A 15,707-nucleotide genomic window follows, 5' to 3' on the forward strand; every position below is an offset into this window, starting at 1 on the left:
TTCGGGGTTGCGATGGAGCCAATGTTGCGCCGTCTGGCGTTTGGCGTAAATGACGCTTATAGTCGTGTTTTATGCCATCTTCTGCGAGACCGCACATGCACAGAATCGGCTACGTCCTGCCGGCCGGCTTCCAGGTGATGGCGCTGGCCACGCAGGCAGTCTTCGAGTTCGCCAACCTTATTGCGGGCGAGCCCTTCTACGAGGTGACTTGCCACTCGATGCCCGGCGGCACCGTGAAGGCTTCGCTGGGCACGGCGCTGCAGACGAGCCCCTTCACCGCACGCAGCACGGCTGACACCTGGATGGTGGTCGGCGTGCTCGACCCATTGGCCACTCCCTCGCCACCCGAACTGCTGCATGCGCTGCGAAAGTGCAGCGCACGGGCGCGTCGGACCGTGGGGCTGTGCACCGGTGCCTTCGTGCTGGCCGAGGCCGGCCTATTGGCAGGCCGACGCGCCACGACACACTGGGCCTATGCGGACGCACTGCAACGGCGGCATCCCGATGTCCAGGTCGAGCCGGACCGCATCTTCATCGCCGATGACCCGATCTGGACTTCCGCCGGCATGACGGCGGAGCTGGACTTGGCGCTCGGCCTCGTCGAGAAAGACCTGGGCGACGACGTGGCGCGATCGGTGGCCCACCGGCTGGTCATGCACCAGCGCCGCTCGGGCGGCCAGTCGCAGCATTCGGAGATCCTGAACCTCGCGCCCCGCTCGGACCGCATCGCGCGAGCGCTGGAGCATGCACGCCGCCACCTGGCGCAGTCGCTGGGCGTGGAAGAACTCGCTGCGGCTGCGAGCCTCAGCCCGCGCCAGTTCAGCCGTGTCTTTACCGCCGAGACCGGGCAGTCGCCGGCCAAGGCGGTAGAGCGTCTGCGCGTGGAGGCGGCACGCTTGATGATCGAGCGCAGCCGCCACCCGCTGGAGGTGGTTGCACGCGAAACGGGTTTCCGCGACCGGCGCCACCTTCGAGAAGCGTTCATGCGCGGCTTCGGCAAGCCGCCTCAATCACTCAGGCGCGACGCCCGACTGGAGTCCTGAAGCGTGTCGAGATCACGGTGACAGCGTTGGCTCAGCGCTGCGGCGACTGATGGCTGTTGAACGCAGCCTCGCGCCAGACCATCCGAGTGGAGCCCCCCGTTGTCAGGGCGCACGAGTAGCGCGGCATCGATGCGTCCCGCCCGCAATTCGGTCAAACAGCTCGTCGGAGTCGTTCAGCGGCGGGATGCGCACGTTCAGCAAAGGGTGACGGGAGCGCAGCGTGCGAAGGGCGACCGGCAGAACATCGCTTTGCATGCTGGTGATGACGCCGAGGCGGAACAAGCCCTCCACCGTCATCGACGGCCGGGACCGCAGCGACTCTCCATTGGACCGCCAATCAGGTCGTTGCGCATGAGGAACTGCTTGATCGGCTCCCAGTGGACATCGTGTTTGATCATCTGGGCCGGCTGCCCGTTGCGCGTGGGCTCGATCACCCTGCCGCGGCGATCATTGAACGGTTGATGCGCGACGGTCGCGCATGGATGAAACTTTCGGCTCCATACTTGGATTCGCTCGTCGGCAGCGATAGGGCTTACGAGGATGTGGATCGCGCAGCCAGGCATTGGATCAAGGTAGCGGCCGAGCGTGTGGTCTGGGGAAGCGACTGGCCCCATACCTCGTTGAAACAACCACCAGACACAGCTCTCTTAATGGAGAAGATCTTTTCGTGGGTCGAGGATCAGGCCTCGCTAGACCGAATCCTTGTATCGAATCCCGCACGTCTCTATTGGGGCATGGCTTGAAGATTTTGATGGTCGAGATCGCTACTTGAAACGGTTCAGGGTACCGTCTACAGCCAGGCGCCCACGGACACCCATGGAACATCTGACGGCACGGCATTCCAAACCGGGCATACTCGCGCGCAGTCCAAGAACCCTATTTCACAAAAAATCCCATGTCAGGACAAGGCTTTCACGTGCACGGCCCGCACGACCACGAACTTGAGCACGCGGCATCCGGCAGCGGCCATGGCGACAGCCAGGGTCATGCGGACGGCGGGGCAAGCTCGCATTCCGGCGGCATGAGCATGACGAGCAAAATCGCGGTGTGTACCGCCGTGATCGCCACCGTCGGCGCGATCTTCTCGTACATGGGCGGGGCCACGCAAGCGAACGCCGGCCTTTACAAGAACAACGCCGCGATCAAGAAGACCGAGGCGTCGAACCAGTGGAATTACTTCCAGTCAAAAAGCACCAAGCAGGCGCTCGCCGAATTCGCGCGCGACACCACTACCGACGACGTTCGCAAGCAGGACTGGCAGCTCAAGGTGGCGCGCTACGACCAGGAGAAAACCGACATCCAGGCCACCGCGAAGAAGTTGGAAGCCGAGGCGAGCCAATGGGACGCCCAGTCGGAAGAGCAAATGCACCAGCACCATCGCTGGGCACAGGCGACCACCGTGCTGCAGGTGTCGATTGCGCTTGCCGCCATTGCGTTGCTGACCAAAAAGAAGTGGCTTGAGCGCGCGATGTTCGGCGTCGCGGCTGCGGGGCTTGTGGTGGGCGGACTGGCCGCGCTTCACATCTAGCCACGCGGTGCGGGCCAGGGAGTGCGTGCCCTTGTCGGCGGCCTGACCGATGGCAAGAGCTTGTCCCCGAGAAATTGCGGCCGCGTCTAGCGCAGCGGCTCGACCAAATACGGAGCAAGTTTCTCCCAGTCAAAAGTCACGCCGACCCCCGGCTCGTTCGGTGCAACTGCACGATGGTTTTCCAGGACCAACGGGCGCATCGTGTACTCGTCGATCGGGAAACTGTGGATCTCCAGCCAGCCTGCGTTCGGTTGTGCCGCCAGCAGGCTCACATGCAATTCCTGCATGCCATGCGAGCACACCGGGATTCCGTAGCTGCGCGAGCGCTCGGCGACCTTCAGCCAGCCCGTGATGCCGCCGCAATTCGAGGCGTCCGGCTGGATGAAGGACAGCCCCGCCTGCTCGAACGCATGCTCGAACTCATGGATCGTGTGCAGGTTCTCGCCCATTGCCAATGGGACGCCGGTGGCCTCGGCGATGCGCGCATAGCCCCGGTAGTCGTCCGGAATGGTTGGTTCCTCGAACCACAGGACATTGAAGGGCTTGAAGCGCTTGGCCGCGGCGATGGCCTGGTCCACGCTCATCGCGTAGTTGGCGTCCACCATCAAGGCGATCTCCTCACCGATCAGCTGCCGCACCGCCCGGATGCGGTCGATGTCTTCTTCAAGGTCCTGACGGCCGATCTTGATCTTCACGCCGCCGACACCCTTCGCGAGATAGCCACGCACGTTGTCCAGCAGCTTCTCGAGCGGGAATGCCAGGTCGATGCCCCCGCAGTAGGCATCGCAGGTGTTCGCAGCGCCGCCCGCCAGTTTCCAGAGCGGCTGGCCTGCGACCTTGCCGCGGAGGTCCCAGAGCGCGATGTCGATCGCGGAGATCGCAAACGCCGCGATGCCGCCGCGGCCGACGTAGTGCACATGCCATTCGCTGAAATCGTGGATGCCTTCGACATCCGCCCCGTCCATGCCAATCATCGCAGGCGCCAAGTCGCGGTCGATCATGGCCTTGATCGCATGCCCCCCCTTGCCACCGGTATAGGTGTAGCCGGTGCCGCGGCTGCCATCTGAGAGCTCCACCGTCGCGGTGATCAGTTCGAAGTGGGTGTGTGCGCCGTGCTTGGCGTCCGTCAGGACTTCAGCGAGGGGAACCTTGAAGAGCTGGCTCGTGATTTTCGCGATGGAACGCATGGCGCCCTCCTTGAACCTGCCGTTAAACGCGGGCTTGCGCGGTCTGCGCGCGCCGCCTTGGTGCCGATCCGCAGTTGCATTCCAGGTTCGCAGAGCCGCAACTGGGCTCGCGCATCCCGCTGATGGCCAAGGTTTGAGCGCCTGGCCCGCCATCGGTTCCTGGCGCAGCACATGCACCGCCTCGATGATGGTTCGGCCGACACGCCGGAGCGGCCCCTGGATTCTTCGGGCGAAGAAAACTCCCCCAGCTGCTGCAGATGGCACATCGCCGGCGCGAATCTCACTTGTGGCAATGGAGGCGCTGGCAGCTCGTTGTCAGTGTCGTTCCTTCTGCGACGCCCCATGCTCCAGCAGGATGGTTCTCAGAGCCCGCTTGCCACGCGCGTTCTGAGCTCTATAGGCCAGGCGGGCCAACTCGACAAAGCGCTCCTCCCCCGGGTCCGGCAACGGCTCAGCGCTCTGAGGCGCATCGAGCCAGAGTGCCTCCTTCCCACAACGGTTCTCGATTTGCCGTGCGAGCTTGTCCGAGATGACACGGCCCTTCTTGATCTGGCTCCACATGCTCGCGGAGATCTGCAGCTTCTCCGCGAACTTCGCCGCCAGGCCAAGCGGCTCCGCCCCATTGGACGCATGCTCCGCAACGAAGTCACCGAAGAGGATCAGGACGTTGCTGCGACGAATGGCAGGTAGTGACATGCTTGAAGATCAGGAGCGGAACGCCCGCGTGAACGATGTGAAGTGAGAAAAAAACACAACATCCAAAAAAAGTGTTGCGTCGCGTAGTAAACCCAGTTTACATTACATCCATCGACGAAATTGATTCGTCCCCCTTTCTTCCGCAACCACTTCGATTCATCGAGAACTCGCCAACACTGGAACTATCGTGAAAGCAAACCTGACCTCACTGAACATTCGACCCGCATCGGGTCGGGCGTTCGTGCGCGTCGCGTTCTGTGGTGGTCGCAGCCTGACGATATCCAAGATGCATTCGCCGCTGAACGCCCTTCCCGCGATCCCGGCCAGCTTGTGGCTCGGACAGCAGTACGAGGATCAGCCGCACCCGGGTGGAGGTAGCGCGTAAGCGCGCACCTTCCAAGCTCTCTCACCAGAGGCCCGGATTCCGAAATGGATCCGGGCCTTTTTGTTTTTCCGTGCGGATCTCGATCCGCACACAACTGCGAACGGCACCTTGGTGCCGGCCGCCACGGCAGTGATCGTGCTGCCGTGAACTCACCCGCCGAGTGGCGCCGGTGGGTGATCCTTAAAAATTTGCCGCGAGTCGCGCTCCTCACTGGTGGGGCCAACGATTCGCAAAAACTTGCAGCCGTAGCTCAGTCAGGTAGAGCGCAACGTCGCCAACGTTGAGGCCGAGGGTTCGAAGCCCTCCTGCTGCTCCATTTCGGGTGTGCCTTTGCAGCACCTCCAGAGGCCAACCGCGTCGGCGGCCTGGAGGGATGTGCACGGTCTGGACCCAACCATGTGCAGCGATGTCGACGTGGGCGCGCAAGCGCTCGAATCGCGTGAAGACACAACCGAAATGGAATCACCCCCGATGGCGGAATTGGTAGACGCACCGGACTCAGAATCCGGCGACGAAAGTCATGCAAGTTCGAGGCTTTTTTGGGGGACCAGACCAGCCAGCATTGGGTGTCTAGTTCAATTGGCAGAACGCCGGTCTCCAAAACCGGAGGTTGCAGGTTCGAGACCTGCGATGCCCGCCACGTCATGCAAGCACACAGTTCGGCCGCATAGCTCAGCTGGTAGCAGCGCTCGCCTTGTAAGCGAGAGGTCGCCCGTTCGATCCGGACTGCGGGCTCCAATCGCAACTCCAATGTCGTATTCGTCTAGTGGCTTAGGACACAAGGTTTTCATCCTTGTAGACGCGGGTTCGAATCCCGCATACGACCCCACATATCGTCAACATTCATCAACAACATCACACCGCACGGTAGGGGAGCCTGGTCGTCCCGCGAGTTTCATACGCTCGAGATCGCAAGTTCAAATCTTGCCCGCGCAACCATGTTTTCTGCCAACTCCAGGTTGGCACAAACGCACATGGGCCGTTCGCCAAGCTGGACTAAGGCACCTGACTTTGACTCAGGCAATCGGTCGTTCGAATCGACCACGGTCTGCCAGTAATTTGATTGGAAGAAATTCCGTGTTTGGCGCAGTCTGGTAGCGCATCTGGTTTGGGACCAGAGGGTCGCAGGTTCGAACCCTGCAACACGGACCAACACAAGAGCGAGACAGGGCGATGCAGATCGTTCTCTCGTGGAAACCGGCCTCAAAGATTGGGAGGCGCCGGAACTCGTAACCGGAGATTTTGAAGGATCGCGTTTTGATCCGTTAACTCAGTGGCCAGAGTGCCTCCCTGTCCAGGAGGAAGCCAGGGGTTCGACCCCCCTACGGATCGCCATACTTTCGCAGTCCAAGCTAACCCCGGTGCGGTCTATTGGCGCGCGTTGGAAACGTGATGGTCGCAGCGATGCGGCATCGGGGTTCGAGCCCCCTCCTTCTCCTCCATCCCACATGGATGCGTGCCCGGGTGGTCTAAAGGCGCTGTTTCGAAAACAGATGGTCGGCTCCGCCGGCACGAGCGTCGACTCGCTCCGCATCCTCCAATTTCATCAACCGTTTTTCCCTCCCGCGTTAGCTCAACTGGATCAGAGCACTGGCCTACGAAGCCGGGGGTTGCACGTTCGAATCGTGTGCGCGGGGCCATACGCCTGAGTGCGAGCAGCATGGGTGACTGCACTGGACTGTAGATCCGGCGTCTTTGACATACGGGGTTCGAAGCCCTGGTACTCCACCATGACATGCAGGCCTGGCCGAGCGGTTAGGCGGCGTCTTTCCAAGGCGTCCAGGCGGGCTCAACTCCCGCGGCCTGCTCCACTCGCAGCGTCGTGCCGAACGGCCCGGTGCGCATCGCTTCAGTTTCAACGAGGTAGCCAAGCGGTCGAAAGCACTGGTTTGCAAGTCCGGCGAGCGTTGCTCCACATGGGTCCGAATCCCATCCTCGTTTCCATCAAGTCACCTGCCCTGCTAGCTCAAATGGACAGAGCAGCCGCCTTCTAAGCGGCAGGTGGGCCTTCGACTGGTCCGCGGGGCGCCAGTTCTTCGCCCCCTACGTGATGTATGTCACCCAAACATTTCACCGCGAATGCCGATCTCCAAAGATCATCTGGCATTGCCTACTCACTTGATTGGAGGTCACCATGCGACTCACCACCAGCCGCCTCCGGCCGGCAAGCCGCACTGCGGTGCTCGCCACCAGCAAGCCGCGCAATCCTGTTCTGCAGGCCGTGATCCATGGTCTCGGCGTGATGACCGGCCAGCGCCACCGCGACGCCGAACGCGCTCGTGTGCGCTTCGAGCAACTCGACTTCGATCAGCGCGTACGCGAGATCGGCGAATGGTAGGCAGCTGCGCGATTCGCGCGCGGTCTTCATCTTTTTCCTCGGTAGCTCAGTTGGTAGATGCGCCGCACTGTTAATGCGGAGGTCCCTGGTTCGAGCCCAGGTCGAGGAGCCACCACACATTTCTTAGCCGCATAGCTCAGTGGCAGAGCACCGTCTTGATAAGGCGGGGGCCGATGGATCGTTCCCATCTGCGGCTACCAGTTCAATGGTGCGCGTAGCTCAATGGCAGAGCCGCTGGTTGTGGTCCAGCTGACGACGGTTCGATCCCGTTCGTGCACCCCATCTCTTAACAATTTCTACCTTCCCAGCGTGGCGGAATCGGAAGACGCGGCCGCCTCAAAAGCAGCTGCCCGCAAGGGCTTGTCCGTTCGAGGCGGACCGCTGGGACCATTTCTCTTTCGGTGCAGTAGCTCAGTGGGAGAGCGCGCCCCTCATAAGGGCGTGGTCGATGGATCGTTCCCATCCTGCACCACCACCAGACCAGACCTCACTTCATACATCACGTCGCGGGCATAGCTCAGAGGCAGAGCAACCGGCTTTTAACCGGTAGGTCGAGATTTCAAAATTCTCTGCCCGCACCAACTGATCAGACCCCTAGCTCAGAGGCAGAGCAGCGCCCTTACAAGGCGACGGTCGGGATTTCGACATTCCCGGGGTCTACCACCCTTCATGGCGCGGCTGGCGGAATCGGCAGACGCTCGGCGTTGAGGGCGCCGTGTCCGAAGGGACAGGCCGGTTCGACCCCGGCGCCGCGCACCATTTTTCCCCGCCGTGGCCCAGTCAGTCAGACAGCGCGTGCGCCTCCGAAGCGCAAGGTCGTTGGGGCGGATCCAACCGGCGGGTCCAACACACAGGAGATTCCGACAACCGCTCGGCCATGAAAGGAGGCCGTCATCATGAAACCCCAAGTTCTTCAGCTCGACATCCAGGGTACGCCACAGGCCTGGATCTCGCTCGAGCAGGCCGCGTCTCACTACGCCACTGGCGCCGTCGTCTGGGAAGACGGCGTGGGCCCGCTGGCTACGATGCGTGGGGGTTTCAATGTGGGACGCGGAGTCCAGTCGCGGTTCGACATCTCTGCGATCATCGCGCTCAAGGGGTGCGCGAAGGTGAACCTGTTTGAACACACGCCGGCGTTCAACCGGCGGAAGCTGTTCGTACGGGACCGCTTCACGTGCGCATACTGCTCGCAGCACTTCCGCGAGCAGGACTTGACCTGCGAGCACATCCTGCCCGAAAGCCGCGGCGGAACTTGGGACTGGATGAACTTGGTCTCAGCCTGCCGCGCTTGCAACTCGGAAAAGGCCGACCGCCTGCCCGAGGAAGCAGGCATGAAGCTGGTCTACCTGCCCTACGTCCCAAGCCGTTGGGAAGACTTCCTGCTTGAAGGCCGGAACGTGCGAACCGACGTGCACGAGTGGCTGGCGAGTCGGCTTCCGAAAGGCTCCAGGCTCAACTGAAAGACGAAGGGGCGCTTCCGCAAGAGGCGCCCCTTTTCCGTTGGAGATTCAGCCGGCTGGGCGCGGGCTGCCACTCCGGCCGTCACGCCCTGACCACTCCGCGCTGTGCGAACCCAAAAGTTTTTATGGTCTGTCGGTGCGCGCGACGCTTCAACGCGGCGATGGGCCTGGCAATACTAGCGGCCTGGGTCGCGGACTTTCAATCGCTCGTCAAACCATTGAGGCGGACTACGGAACGTTGACAGGCTGGGACGTGCCGGACTCAGGCTGCGTCTTCACCACCACCCTTCCACTGCACTCCCGTAGGTGAAATAGACGGCTGCGAACTCGGCCGCCTGCTACTCGAAGTCACCCGCTCCCAAGAGCATCGGGTTGGCGTCTGTGTACACGTCACCAGCCGGGGCAAGTTCCAGCACTTTGGCGTTGATAGTCGCCCGGTGGGCGAGGTAGGCGTTAGCGAGATCCTTCTTGCCCTGTGACGCTCCGAAGTGAGCTTCAAGCGCCGCGCGCGCGACGACTACTGGAACCGACCGTTCGCCATCGATGCGTTTGACGCGCACGAACAGCACGCTGCCCCTATCCTCGAGATTCTCAAAGCCCTCGCGAGCACCAGCGTGCTTTTCCTTATCGCTTGCCTGAGTTTCAACGCTATCCGTCATTTGACACCCCGTTCTGACAAGTTCATTGTCAGCAATGCTTCACGCGCGGCGGAGGCATTTGAGCCAGCCCGCGGTTCAGATGGCGCAACGTAGCTGTCGAGTGTCCGCCTCAATGTCAGACACGGCCGTCTTGAATGTCGGTCGGGGCCGCAGCCATACAACAAGCGATGCTCAGGGGCCGATGGCTTCCGCAAGTGAAAATTTGCCGTAACCGTGGACCGCGTGAGAGTTCACGACCAAATCTCCAAGCCCGCCTCGCGCGGGCTTTTTCGTGTCCGCCCCTCATCGGACCGGGGCATTTGTCTCCCTGGAGAAGGTGCGTACCGCTCATGCGCGCGTGCTGCGCAACTTCTACAGTGACCTCACGGCGAAACGCTTTGTTCAAAGTCAGCCAAACAAGCGCGCCAGTTGCTCGTCTCACTGGAGAACGCACATGGAACGTGACCTGCTACCGGGAAATTTCCTCATGGTGTTCTTGTATTTGCTCGCGCTGCTTGCTGTGCGGTTCATCAATTGAACATGGAGCAGCTGGCCCGAGCTGAAGCCGCTGCGAAGAAAGCTGTGCATCCGCCGCCTTCTCACCGACTTACCACCGCACTTACCGTTTGGAAGTTCAAGTGAGCCTTGCGCCCCAACTGATCTCGACGCCCTCGGACCGGAAAGTAGGCCGCAGCTGCCTCCATCAAAGGCGGGGCGATTCAATCGGCCGAATCTAGCGCGGGCAGATCACCCGGCGTATAAAGGCGCAAGCCCACTGTCCCAAGGTGACCATGATGGCAACAAAGCGGCCAGCGCCTGTGATTGAAAAAGAGCTTGCCGAAATGCGCGAGCAATTGGGGAGCCTCGAAAAGATGAGCAAGACCTCATCTCCGGAGCCTGAAAAAAGCGCCCCTCCGCCCTTGAAGACGATCGGAGATAAGAAACTCATCGAGGCAAAGATTGCGGAACTCGAAAGCGAACTGAAAACCCTGGGCGACGACCCGCCTCTTGAGTAGAACCTCTTCACGCGACGGACGACGGCGATAGGCCGATCGGTACAGCCACGTGTGCCAGTGACCGGCCGGCGCCCCGGGACACGGTAGGCAGAACAAGGCGAGTGCAGCCGATGCTCTGGTTTTTCTTCATCAGTAGGTGCCTGGCCGCGGGGCGCCCTCTGGCGAGCAAGCAACCGTCAACATGACATTGCTCCCATTGTGCGCGCGTCCAAGTGGCGCATACTGGCTTGCAGCCACACTTGGACCCCATGAACATTTCTCCGGCTCGAGACCCCGCTGATCCGCCTGCTGCTCCACCTGATTGGACCATCGAGGTGGGGTCTGAGCCCGTGGGCGAAAGCTTCTATTTCTTTGCCGATGTGAAGCGGGCCGGAAAAGCGATGTTCCGGGTCGGAATCGGCGGTGTGGCCGAAGAGGAAAAGGCGAAGAAACTGCTCGCGGCCAAGGCGCGCGAGTGGATCGGCGAATTCCTGATCCGAGAACAGCAATCCGGTGCTTCATCCCAAGATTGCTGAATTGGTCCGGCTGCTAGTCCTCATCGTCGAGTAGATCCAGTTTTGGATCTTCCATGCGTGATTGAAGTGCCAGGCACCCGGCCTCCCAGGCGTCCTTGGATGTGAAGAAGCTGAGATCCGAGCGCGAGAAGAGCTCGAAGTCGGGCGAGTCCTCGAAGGATTCGCGCAGCACCCATTCGAACGCTCCAGACCGGAGCATCTCAACCTCCAGTACAAGAAAGCGGGAGCGGCTCATGCAAGCAATGCTGGGCGGCTACCTCGCTTTTGCCATCGGCCGGCGCCTTCGTTCGGTGCAAGGAAATTCGCCGCTTCGTGAGAAGCCTTACACGCAAAGGCGCAAAGCGAACCTGCGAGCTCTCAAAGCCCGTGGTGAGGCCGGCGACCCAACTGAAACGCGGTTCAAGAAGTCACGGGTCGTGCGAACTCAATCGGCAAATCCTTGAACTGCTTGCGCAACGCGGGCGCGGGCGTCCCGCCCACCGCGATGCGCGCAAACGAACCGAGCGGACTGAAGAAGGCCGGCCGCAAGCGATTGAGCTTGCTTTCGTCCACGATCAGAAAACTCTCCGACGCGCTGCGGATCGCGGCCTGCTTGACGGGCACTTCATGAAAATTGGAGCAGCTCGCGCCGCGCTCCAGGTCCAGTCCGCCGGCTGAAATGAAGGCCTTGTTCACACCCAGCCGATTGAGATATTGCAGCCCCTCGTCGGAGAAGTACGTGGCTGACGAGGCGTGGTAGAGCCCGCCCATCAGCATCAGTTGCGTGTTCGGCCGGCGGCTCAGGATCGATGCAATGTTCGTGGAGTAACACACCACGCTCAGCGGTATGTCGGGCGGCAAAGCCTCCGCGAAATGGACCATGGTGGTGCCGCAGTCGATGAACAGGCTGTCGTGCGCCTGCACCCATTCGGCGGCGCGTTCGCAGGCTGCGCGCTTGTGCGCCGCGTGCTGGTCGCTGGCCTCGTCGAGCGAGTACCTGTCGCCGCCCTGCAGCATGGTCGCCAGCACGTAGCCTCCCAGGGCCGTCAGCGGTGAATCGGCCGCCGACAGGTCGCGGCGGATCGTCATTTCCGTCACGTCCAGGCGCTGAGCGGCCTGCTTGATCGGCAACGGTCCGCCGGCCTCGACGAACTCCTGCATCTTGGCAAGTCGCAAGGCCCGGGCCTCGGCGCCGGCGGTCTTTCGCATGTTCTGGTTCCTCTCGTCCACCCACCTGAGTATCGGGCATCGCAAATGTTATTTCAAAAACATCTTGCGCGATTAAATGTTATTGCAATAACATTGCCGAACGCCGCGATGTCCTGCACCGACGGCATGCACAACCGATCAGAGACAACGACATGCCCACTGCCTGCCTGCCGCTCATGCGGCGCCTGCGCGCCCCGGTGCCCTTCACGCCATGAACTCCACTTCCCTCGTTCGTGCCAGTGGCACGGTGCGTGCACGCCCCGTCGCGCCCGCTTTGGCCCCGGCGGCCGCCAACGTCGCCGCGCCGGCCCCTGACGACAAGTCGTACCCCGCCGCACGCAACACCGCGCAGCCCTTCGATGCCGGCTGGTTCGACAATCTTCGCGTCAACCTCTCGGCTGCCGAGCGCCGCGTGGCCACGCTGCCCGGCCGCCGCTCGGTCAAGAAGGACGCGCAGGCCGGCTGGCTGCTCAAGGCCATCAGCTGCATCGACCTGACCACGCTGAGCGGCGACGACACGGCCGAGCGCGTGCGCAGGCTCTGCGCCAAGGCCGTCACTCCGGTGCGCTCCGACCTGCTGGCCGCATTGGGCTTTGCGGACCGCACGCTGCACACCGGCGCGGTCTGTGTCTATCACCGCTTCGTGGCCACGGCCGTCGATGCACTCGCAGGCTCTGGCATTCCGGTGGCGGCGGTGTCCACGGGCTTTCCCGCCGGGCTGATTCCGCACGAGCTCAAGCTCAAGGAAATCGAAGCCTCGGTGCGCGACGGCGCGGCCGAGATCGACATCGTCATCACGCGCGAACACGTGCTCACTGGCCAGTGGCGCAGGCTCTACGACGAGATGCGCGACTTCCGCCTCGCGGCCGGCGATGCGCATGTGAAAGCCATCCTCGCGACGGGCGAACTCAAGACGCTGCGCAACGTGGCCAAGGCCTCGATGGTCTGCATGATGGCCGGCGCGGATTTCATCAAGACCTCCACCGGCAAGGAAGGCGTGAACGCCACGCCGCTGGTCACGCTGGTGATGCTGCGCATGATCCGGCAGTACGAGGCCCGCACGGGTTTTCGCGTGGGCTACAAGCCGGCCGGCGGTGTCTCCACAGCCAAGACCGCGCTCGACTACCAGGTGCTCATGAAGGAAGAGCTGGGCCGTGCCTGGCTCGAGCCCGAGCTGTTCCGCATCGGCGCGTCCACCCTGCTGGCCGACATCGAGCGCCAGCTGGAACACCACGTCACGGGCCGCTACTCGGCCTTCCACCGCCACCCGATCGGATGACCCGATGAGCAGCAACAGCAGCGTCGCACGCTATTTCGACACCATGGACTACGGCCCCGCGCCAGAGAGCGACACCGACGCCCGCCAATGGCTCTCGCGCCATTCGGAAGGCTTCGGCCATTTCATCGGCGGCCGTTTCACCGCTGCTTCGGCCGGCGCGCGTTTCGACAGCGCCGAGCCGGCCACCGGCCAGCGGCTCGCCCGCATCGCACAAGGATCGGCGCAGGACGTGGACGCTGCCGTCGCTGCGGCGCGCGCCGCGCAGCCCGGCTGGCTGGCGCTCGGCGGCCATGGCCGTGCGCGGCACCTGTACGCCCTGGCGCGCATGGTGCAGCGCCATGCGCGGCTGCTCGCGGTGGTCGAGGCGCTGGACAACGGCAAGCCGATCCGCGAGACGCGCGACCTCGACGTGCCGCTGGTGGTGCGCCACTTCTATCACCACGCCGGCTGGGCCCAGCTGCAGGAGCGCGAGTTCGCCGACCAGGTGCCGCTGGGCGTGATCGGCCAGATCATTCCCTGGAACTTCCCGCTGCTGATGCTGGCCTGGAAGATCGCGCCCGCGCTCGCGCTGGGCAACACGGTGGTGCTCAAGCCAGCAGAACTCACGCCGCTTAGCGCCCTGCTGTTCGCCGAGCTCGCCGCAGAGGCCGGCCTGCCCGCGGGCGTGCTGAACGTGGTAACCGGCGACGGCGCCACGGGCGCGGCGCTGGTGGCGCACGAAAGCGTCGACAAGATCGCCTTCACGGGCTCGACCGACGTAGGCCGCTTGATCCGCGAGGCCACCGCGGGCTCGGGCAAGTCGCTCACGCTGGAGCTGGGCGGCAAGTCGCCCTTCATCGTGTTCGACGACGCCGACATCGACGCCGCGGTGGAAGGCGTGGTCGACGCCATCTGGTTCAACCAGGGCCAGGTGTGCTGCGCCGGCTCGCGGCTGCTGCTGCAGGAAGGCATTGCGGCCGACTTCATCGAACGCCTCAAGCGCCGCATGCAGAGCCTGCGCGTGGGCCTGCCGCTGGACAAGGCGATCGACATCGGCAGCCTGATCGATCCTTCGCAGCTGGAGCGCGTGCGTTCGCTGGTGGCCACGGGCGTGCGCGAAGGCGCGGCCTGCTACCAGCCGCCGGGTGCGCTGCCCGCGGGCGGCAGCTTCTTTCCGCCCACGCTGCTGACGGGCGTGCACCCGGCCTCCACCGTGGCAACGGAGGAGATCTTCGGGCCGGTGCTGGTGACCATGACCTTCCGCACGCCCGACGAGGCCGTGGCACTGGCCAACAACACCCGCTATGGTCTTGCGGCCAGTGTGTGGAGCGAGACCATCGGCCTTGCCCTGGGCATCGCGCCGCAACTGCAGGCCGGCGTGGTGTGGGTCAACGCGACCAACCTGTTCGACGCGGGCGTGGGCTTCGGCGGCTACCGCGAGTCGGGCTACGGCCGCGAAGGCGGACGCGAAGGCTGCTACGAATACCTGAAGCCGCGCGCGTGGTCCGGGCGCAAGCCGCGTCTGGCCACAGCGCCTGCCCCAGCGGCAAACGAAGCCGGCACGGCATCGGTCGCCGGCGCGCTTCCAGCCATGGACCGCACGGCCAAGCTGTTCATCGGCGGCAAGCAGGTGCGCCCCGACGGCGAGCAGTCGCAGCCCGTGTTCTCCGCCGCCGGGCATCGGATCGGCGAGGTGGGAACCGGCAACCGCAAGGACATCCGCAATGCCGTGGCCGCCGCGCGCGCCGCCGCAGGCTGGTCCAGCGCAACGCCGCACCGCCGCGCCCAGGCGCTTTATTACCTCGCCGAGAACCTCTCGGCACGCGCCGGCGAATTCGCCGCGCGTCTCACAAGCCTGACCGGCGTGGCCGCGCGCGCCGCGCAGGCCGAAGTCGACGCCGCCGTGAGCCGCCTCTTCTCCTACGGGGCCTGGGCCGACAAGTACGAAGGCACGGTGCATGTGCCGCCGCTGCGCGGCGTCGCGCTCGCCACCGTCGAGCCCATCGGCGTGGTCGGCGTGGTGTGCCCCGACGAGGCGCCGCTGCTGTCCTTCGTGAGCCTGCTCGCCCCGCTGCTCGCGATGGGCAACCGCACGGTGATCGTGCCGAGCGAGAAGCATCCGCTGATCGCCACCGACTTCTACCAGGTGCTCGAAACCTCCGACCTGCCCGACGGGGTGGTCAACCTCGTGACCGGCCCTGCCACCGGCCTCGCGCAGACGCTGGCTGAGCACGACGATGTCGATGCGCTATGGGTCTTCGGCGCGAAGGAGCGGTCGCGCATGGCCGAGCGGCTCTCGGTCGGCAACCTCAAGCGCACGCTGGTCGATCACGGCCTGGCCACCGACTGGCATGACGACTCGGCTGCCGAAGGCCCGCTGTTCCTGCGGCATGCCACGCAGATCAAGAACATCTGGATTCCCTATGGCGAATAAGCGTCGGCAGGGCCGTTCAAT

Annotated in this window: 15 protein-coding genes and 23 tRNA genes; 32 read left to right on the top strand and 6 right to left on the bottom strand. The window is 63.5% G+C overall.

Going from position 1 to position 15,707, the window contains the following annotated elements; translation table 11 throughout:
* Window positions 1-95: 95 nt before the first annotated feature.
* Complete coding sequence (locus J2X92_RS01300) at window positions 96-1,043, top strand: GlxA family transcriptional regulator (RefSeq protein ID WP_307572796.1); 948 nt, start codon at window positions 96-98, stop codon at window positions 1,041-1,043.
* A gap of 102 nt (window positions 1,044-1,145) precedes the next feature.
* Here J2X92_RS01300 and J2X92_RS01305 read toward each other — a convergent pair whose 3' ends face one another.
* Window positions 1,146-1,340, bottom strand: coding sequence for a hypothetical protein (locus J2X92_RS01305; protein WP_307572797.1), 195 nt, complete (start codon window positions 1,338-1,340; stop codon window positions 1,146-1,148).
* Window positions 1,341-1,402: 62 nt separating this feature from the next.
* Here J2X92_RS01305 and J2X92_RS01310 point away from each other — a divergent pair, with 62 nt between their 5' ends.
* Entirely contained in the window at window positions 1,403-1,786 is a 384-nt protein-coding gene (locus J2X92_RS01310) for an amidohydrolase family protein (RefSeq protein ID WP_373424782.1), read from the top strand.
* 152 nt (window positions 1,787-1,938) lie between these two features.
* Window positions 1,939-2,571 (top strand): DUF4337 domain-containing protein, encoded by a 633-nt coding sequence (locus J2X92_RS01315; protein WP_307572800.1) that lies wholly within the window; start codon window positions 1,939-1,941, stop codon window positions 2,569-2,571.
* A gap of 86 nt (window positions 2,572-2,657) precedes the next feature.
* On the opposite strand, the gene J2X92_RS01320 is transcribed toward J2X92_RS01315, so the two are convergent.
* A complete protein-coding gene (locus tag J2X92_RS01320) occupies window positions 2,658-3,758 on the bottom strand; it encodes a mandelate racemase/muconate lactonizing enzyme family protein (RefSeq protein ID WP_307572801.1) in 1,101 nt (366 codons plus the stop codon).
* 315 nt (window positions 3,759-4,073) lie between these two features.
* The gene (locus J2X92_RS01325; RefSeq protein WP_307572803.1) at window positions 4,074-4,454 is read right to left on the bottom strand and encodes a hypothetical protein; all 381 of its coding nucleotides are present in this window, start codon (window positions 4,452-4,454) and stop codon (window positions 4,074-4,076) included.
* A gap of 624 nt (window positions 4,455-5,078) precedes the next feature.
* On the opposite strand from J2X92_RS01325, the gene J2X92_RS01330 reads away from it, so the two are divergent.
* The 25 genes from J2X92_RS01330 (at window position 5,079) to J2X92_RS01450 (ending at window position 8,637) form a co-directional block, all read left to right on the top strand.
* Window positions 5,079-5,155 (top strand) — tRNA-Gly (locus J2X92_RS01330).
* 149 nt (window positions 5,156-5,304) lie between these two features.
* Window positions 5,305-5,389: transfer RNA gene (locus J2X92_RS01335), tRNA-Leu, on the top strand.
* Window positions 5,390-5,403: 14 nt separating this feature from the next.
* A tRNA-Trp gene (locus tag J2X92_RS01340) sits at window positions 5,404-5,479 on the top strand.
* A gap of 21 nt (window positions 5,480-5,500) precedes the next feature.
* Window positions 5,501-5,577, top strand: a tRNA-Thr gene (locus J2X92_RS01345).
* Between the two features lie 14 nt (window positions 5,578-5,591).
* A tRNA-Glu gene (locus tag J2X92_RS01350) sits at window positions 5,592-5,668 on the top strand.
* A 32-nt stretch (window positions 5,669-5,700) separates the two neighbouring features.
* Window positions 5,701-5,778 (top strand) — tRNA-Met (locus J2X92_RS01355).
* Between the two features lie 37 nt (window positions 5,779-5,815).
* Window positions 5,816-5,893: transfer RNA gene (locus J2X92_RS01360), tRNA-Gln, on the top strand.
* 21 nt (window positions 5,894-5,914) lie between these two features.
* Window positions 5,915-5,991, top strand: a tRNA-Pro gene (locus J2X92_RS01365).
* A gap of 107 nt (window positions 5,992-6,098) precedes the next feature.
* Window positions 6,099-6,174: transfer RNA gene (locus J2X92_RS01370), tRNA-Asp, on the top strand.
* A 115-nt stretch (window positions 6,175-6,289) separates the two neighbouring features.
* Window positions 6,290-6,379 (top strand) — tRNA-Ser (locus J2X92_RS01375).
* Window positions 6,380-6,401: 22 nt separating this feature from the next.
* Window positions 6,402-6,479: transfer RNA gene (locus J2X92_RS01380), tRNA-Arg, on the top strand.
* Between the two features lie 97 nt (window positions 6,480-6,576).
* Window positions 6,577-6,650: transfer RNA gene (locus J2X92_RS01385), tRNA-Gly, on the top strand.
* A 46-nt stretch (window positions 6,651-6,696) separates the two neighbouring features.
* Window positions 6,697-6,783: transfer RNA gene (locus J2X92_RS01390), tRNA-Cys, on the top strand.
* 11 nt (window positions 6,784-6,794) lie between these two features.
* Window positions 6,795-6,870: transfer RNA gene (locus tag J2X92_RS01395), tRNA-Arg, on the top strand.
* 103 nt (window positions 6,871-6,973) lie between these two features.
* Window positions 6,974-7,177, top strand: coding sequence for a hypothetical protein (locus J2X92_RS01400; RefSeq protein ID WP_307572805.1), 204 nt, complete (start codon window positions 6,974-6,976; stop codon window positions 7,175-7,177).
* A gap of 35 nt (window positions 7,178-7,212) precedes the next feature.
* Window positions 7,213-7,289 (top strand) — tRNA-Asn (locus J2X92_RS01405).
* 13 nt (window positions 7,290-7,302) lie between these two features.
* A tRNA-Ile gene (locus J2X92_RS01410) sits at window positions 7,303-7,377 on the top strand.
* An 8-nt stretch (window positions 7,378-7,385) separates the two neighbouring features.
* A tRNA-His gene (locus tag J2X92_RS01415) sits at window positions 7,386-7,459 on the top strand.
* Between the two features lie 21 nt (window positions 7,460-7,480).
* Window positions 7,481-7,567: transfer RNA gene (locus J2X92_RS01420), tRNA-Leu, on the top strand.
* A 10-nt stretch (window positions 7,568-7,577) separates the two neighbouring features.
* Window positions 7,578-7,652: transfer RNA gene (locus J2X92_RS01425), tRNA-Met, on the top strand.
* A 31-nt stretch (window positions 7,653-7,683) separates the two neighbouring features.
* Window positions 7,684-7,758: transfer RNA gene (locus tag J2X92_RS01430), tRNA-Lys, on the top strand.
* 7 nt (window positions 7,759-7,765) lie between these two features.
* Window positions 7,766-7,840, top strand: a tRNA-Val gene (locus tag J2X92_RS01435).
* 9 nt (window positions 7,841-7,849) lie between these two features.
* A tRNA-Leu gene (locus tag J2X92_RS01440) sits at window positions 7,850-7,936 on the top strand.
* Between the two features lie 6 nt (window positions 7,937-7,942).
* Window positions 7,943-8,023: transfer RNA gene (locus J2X92_RS01445), tRNA-Arg, on the top strand.
* Window positions 8,024-8,073: 50 nt separating this feature from the next.
* Window positions 8,074-8,637: an HNH endonuclease gene (locus J2X92_RS01450; protein WP_307572806.1), complete on the top strand. Its 564-nt coding sequence runs from the start codon at window positions 8,074-8,076 to the stop codon at window positions 8,635-8,637.
* A 338-nt stretch (window positions 8,638-8,975) separates the two neighbouring features.
* Here J2X92_RS01450 and J2X92_RS01455 read toward each other — a convergent pair whose 3' ends face one another.
* Entirely contained in the window at window positions 8,976-9,296 is a 321-nt protein-coding gene (locus J2X92_RS01455) for a hypothetical protein (RefSeq protein WP_307572808.1), read from the bottom strand.
* A gap of 770 nt (window positions 9,297-10,066) precedes the next feature.
* Here J2X92_RS01455 and J2X92_RS01460 point away from each other — a divergent pair.
* Together J2X92_RS01460 and J2X92_RS01465 are read left to right on the top strand one after the other, a co-directional pair.
* Window positions 10,067-10,291 carry a hypothetical protein gene (locus tag J2X92_RS01460; RefSeq protein WP_307572809.1) on the top strand — a complete coding sequence of 75 codons (225 nt, stop codon included), beginning with the start codon at window positions 10,067-10,069 and terminating at the stop codon, window positions 10,289-10,291.
* Window positions 10,292-10,539: 248 nt separating this feature from the next.
* Complete coding sequence (locus J2X92_RS01465; RefSeq protein WP_307572810.1) at window positions 10,540-10,806, top strand: hypothetical protein; 267 nt, start codon at window positions 10,540-10,542, stop codon at window positions 10,804-10,806.
* A gap of 13 nt (window positions 10,807-10,819) precedes the next feature.
* Here the strand turns inward: J2X92_RS01465 and J2X92_RS01470 are convergent, their stop codons facing one another.
* Window positions 10,820-11,041 carry a hypothetical protein gene (locus J2X92_RS01470; RefSeq protein WP_307572811.1) on the bottom strand — a complete coding sequence of 74 codons (222 nt, stop codon included), beginning with the start codon at window positions 11,039-11,041 and terminating at the stop codon, window positions 10,820-10,822.
* 164 nt (window positions 11,042-11,205) lie between these two features.
* Entirely contained in the window at window positions 11,206-11,994 is a 789-nt protein-coding gene (locus tag J2X92_RS01475; RefSeq protein ID WP_307572812.1) for a DeoR/GlpR family DNA-binding transcription regulator, read from the bottom strand.
* A gap of 211 nt (window positions 11,995-12,205) precedes the next feature.
* On the opposite strand from J2X92_RS01475, the gene deoC reads away from it, so the two are divergent.
* On the top strand, window positions 12,206-13,273 hold the full coding sequence (deoC, locus tag J2X92_RS01480; RefSeq protein ID WP_307572814.1) for a deoxyribose-phosphate aldolase: 1,068 nt from the start codon (window positions 12,206-12,208) through the stop codon (window positions 13,271-13,273).
* A gap of 4 nt (window positions 13,274-13,277) precedes the next feature.
* Window positions 13,278-15,686, top strand: coding sequence for an aldehyde dehydrogenase family protein (locus tag J2X92_RS01485; protein WP_307572815.1), 2,409 nt, complete (start codon window positions 13,278-13,280; stop codon window positions 15,684-15,686).
* Window positions 15,687-15,707 lie beyond the last annotated feature (21 nt).

The organism is Variovorax paradoxus, from assembly GCF_030811855.1.
Lineage (GTDB): Bacteria > Pseudomonadota > Gammaproteobacteria > Burkholderiales > Burkholderiaceae_C > Variovorax > Variovorax paradoxus_L.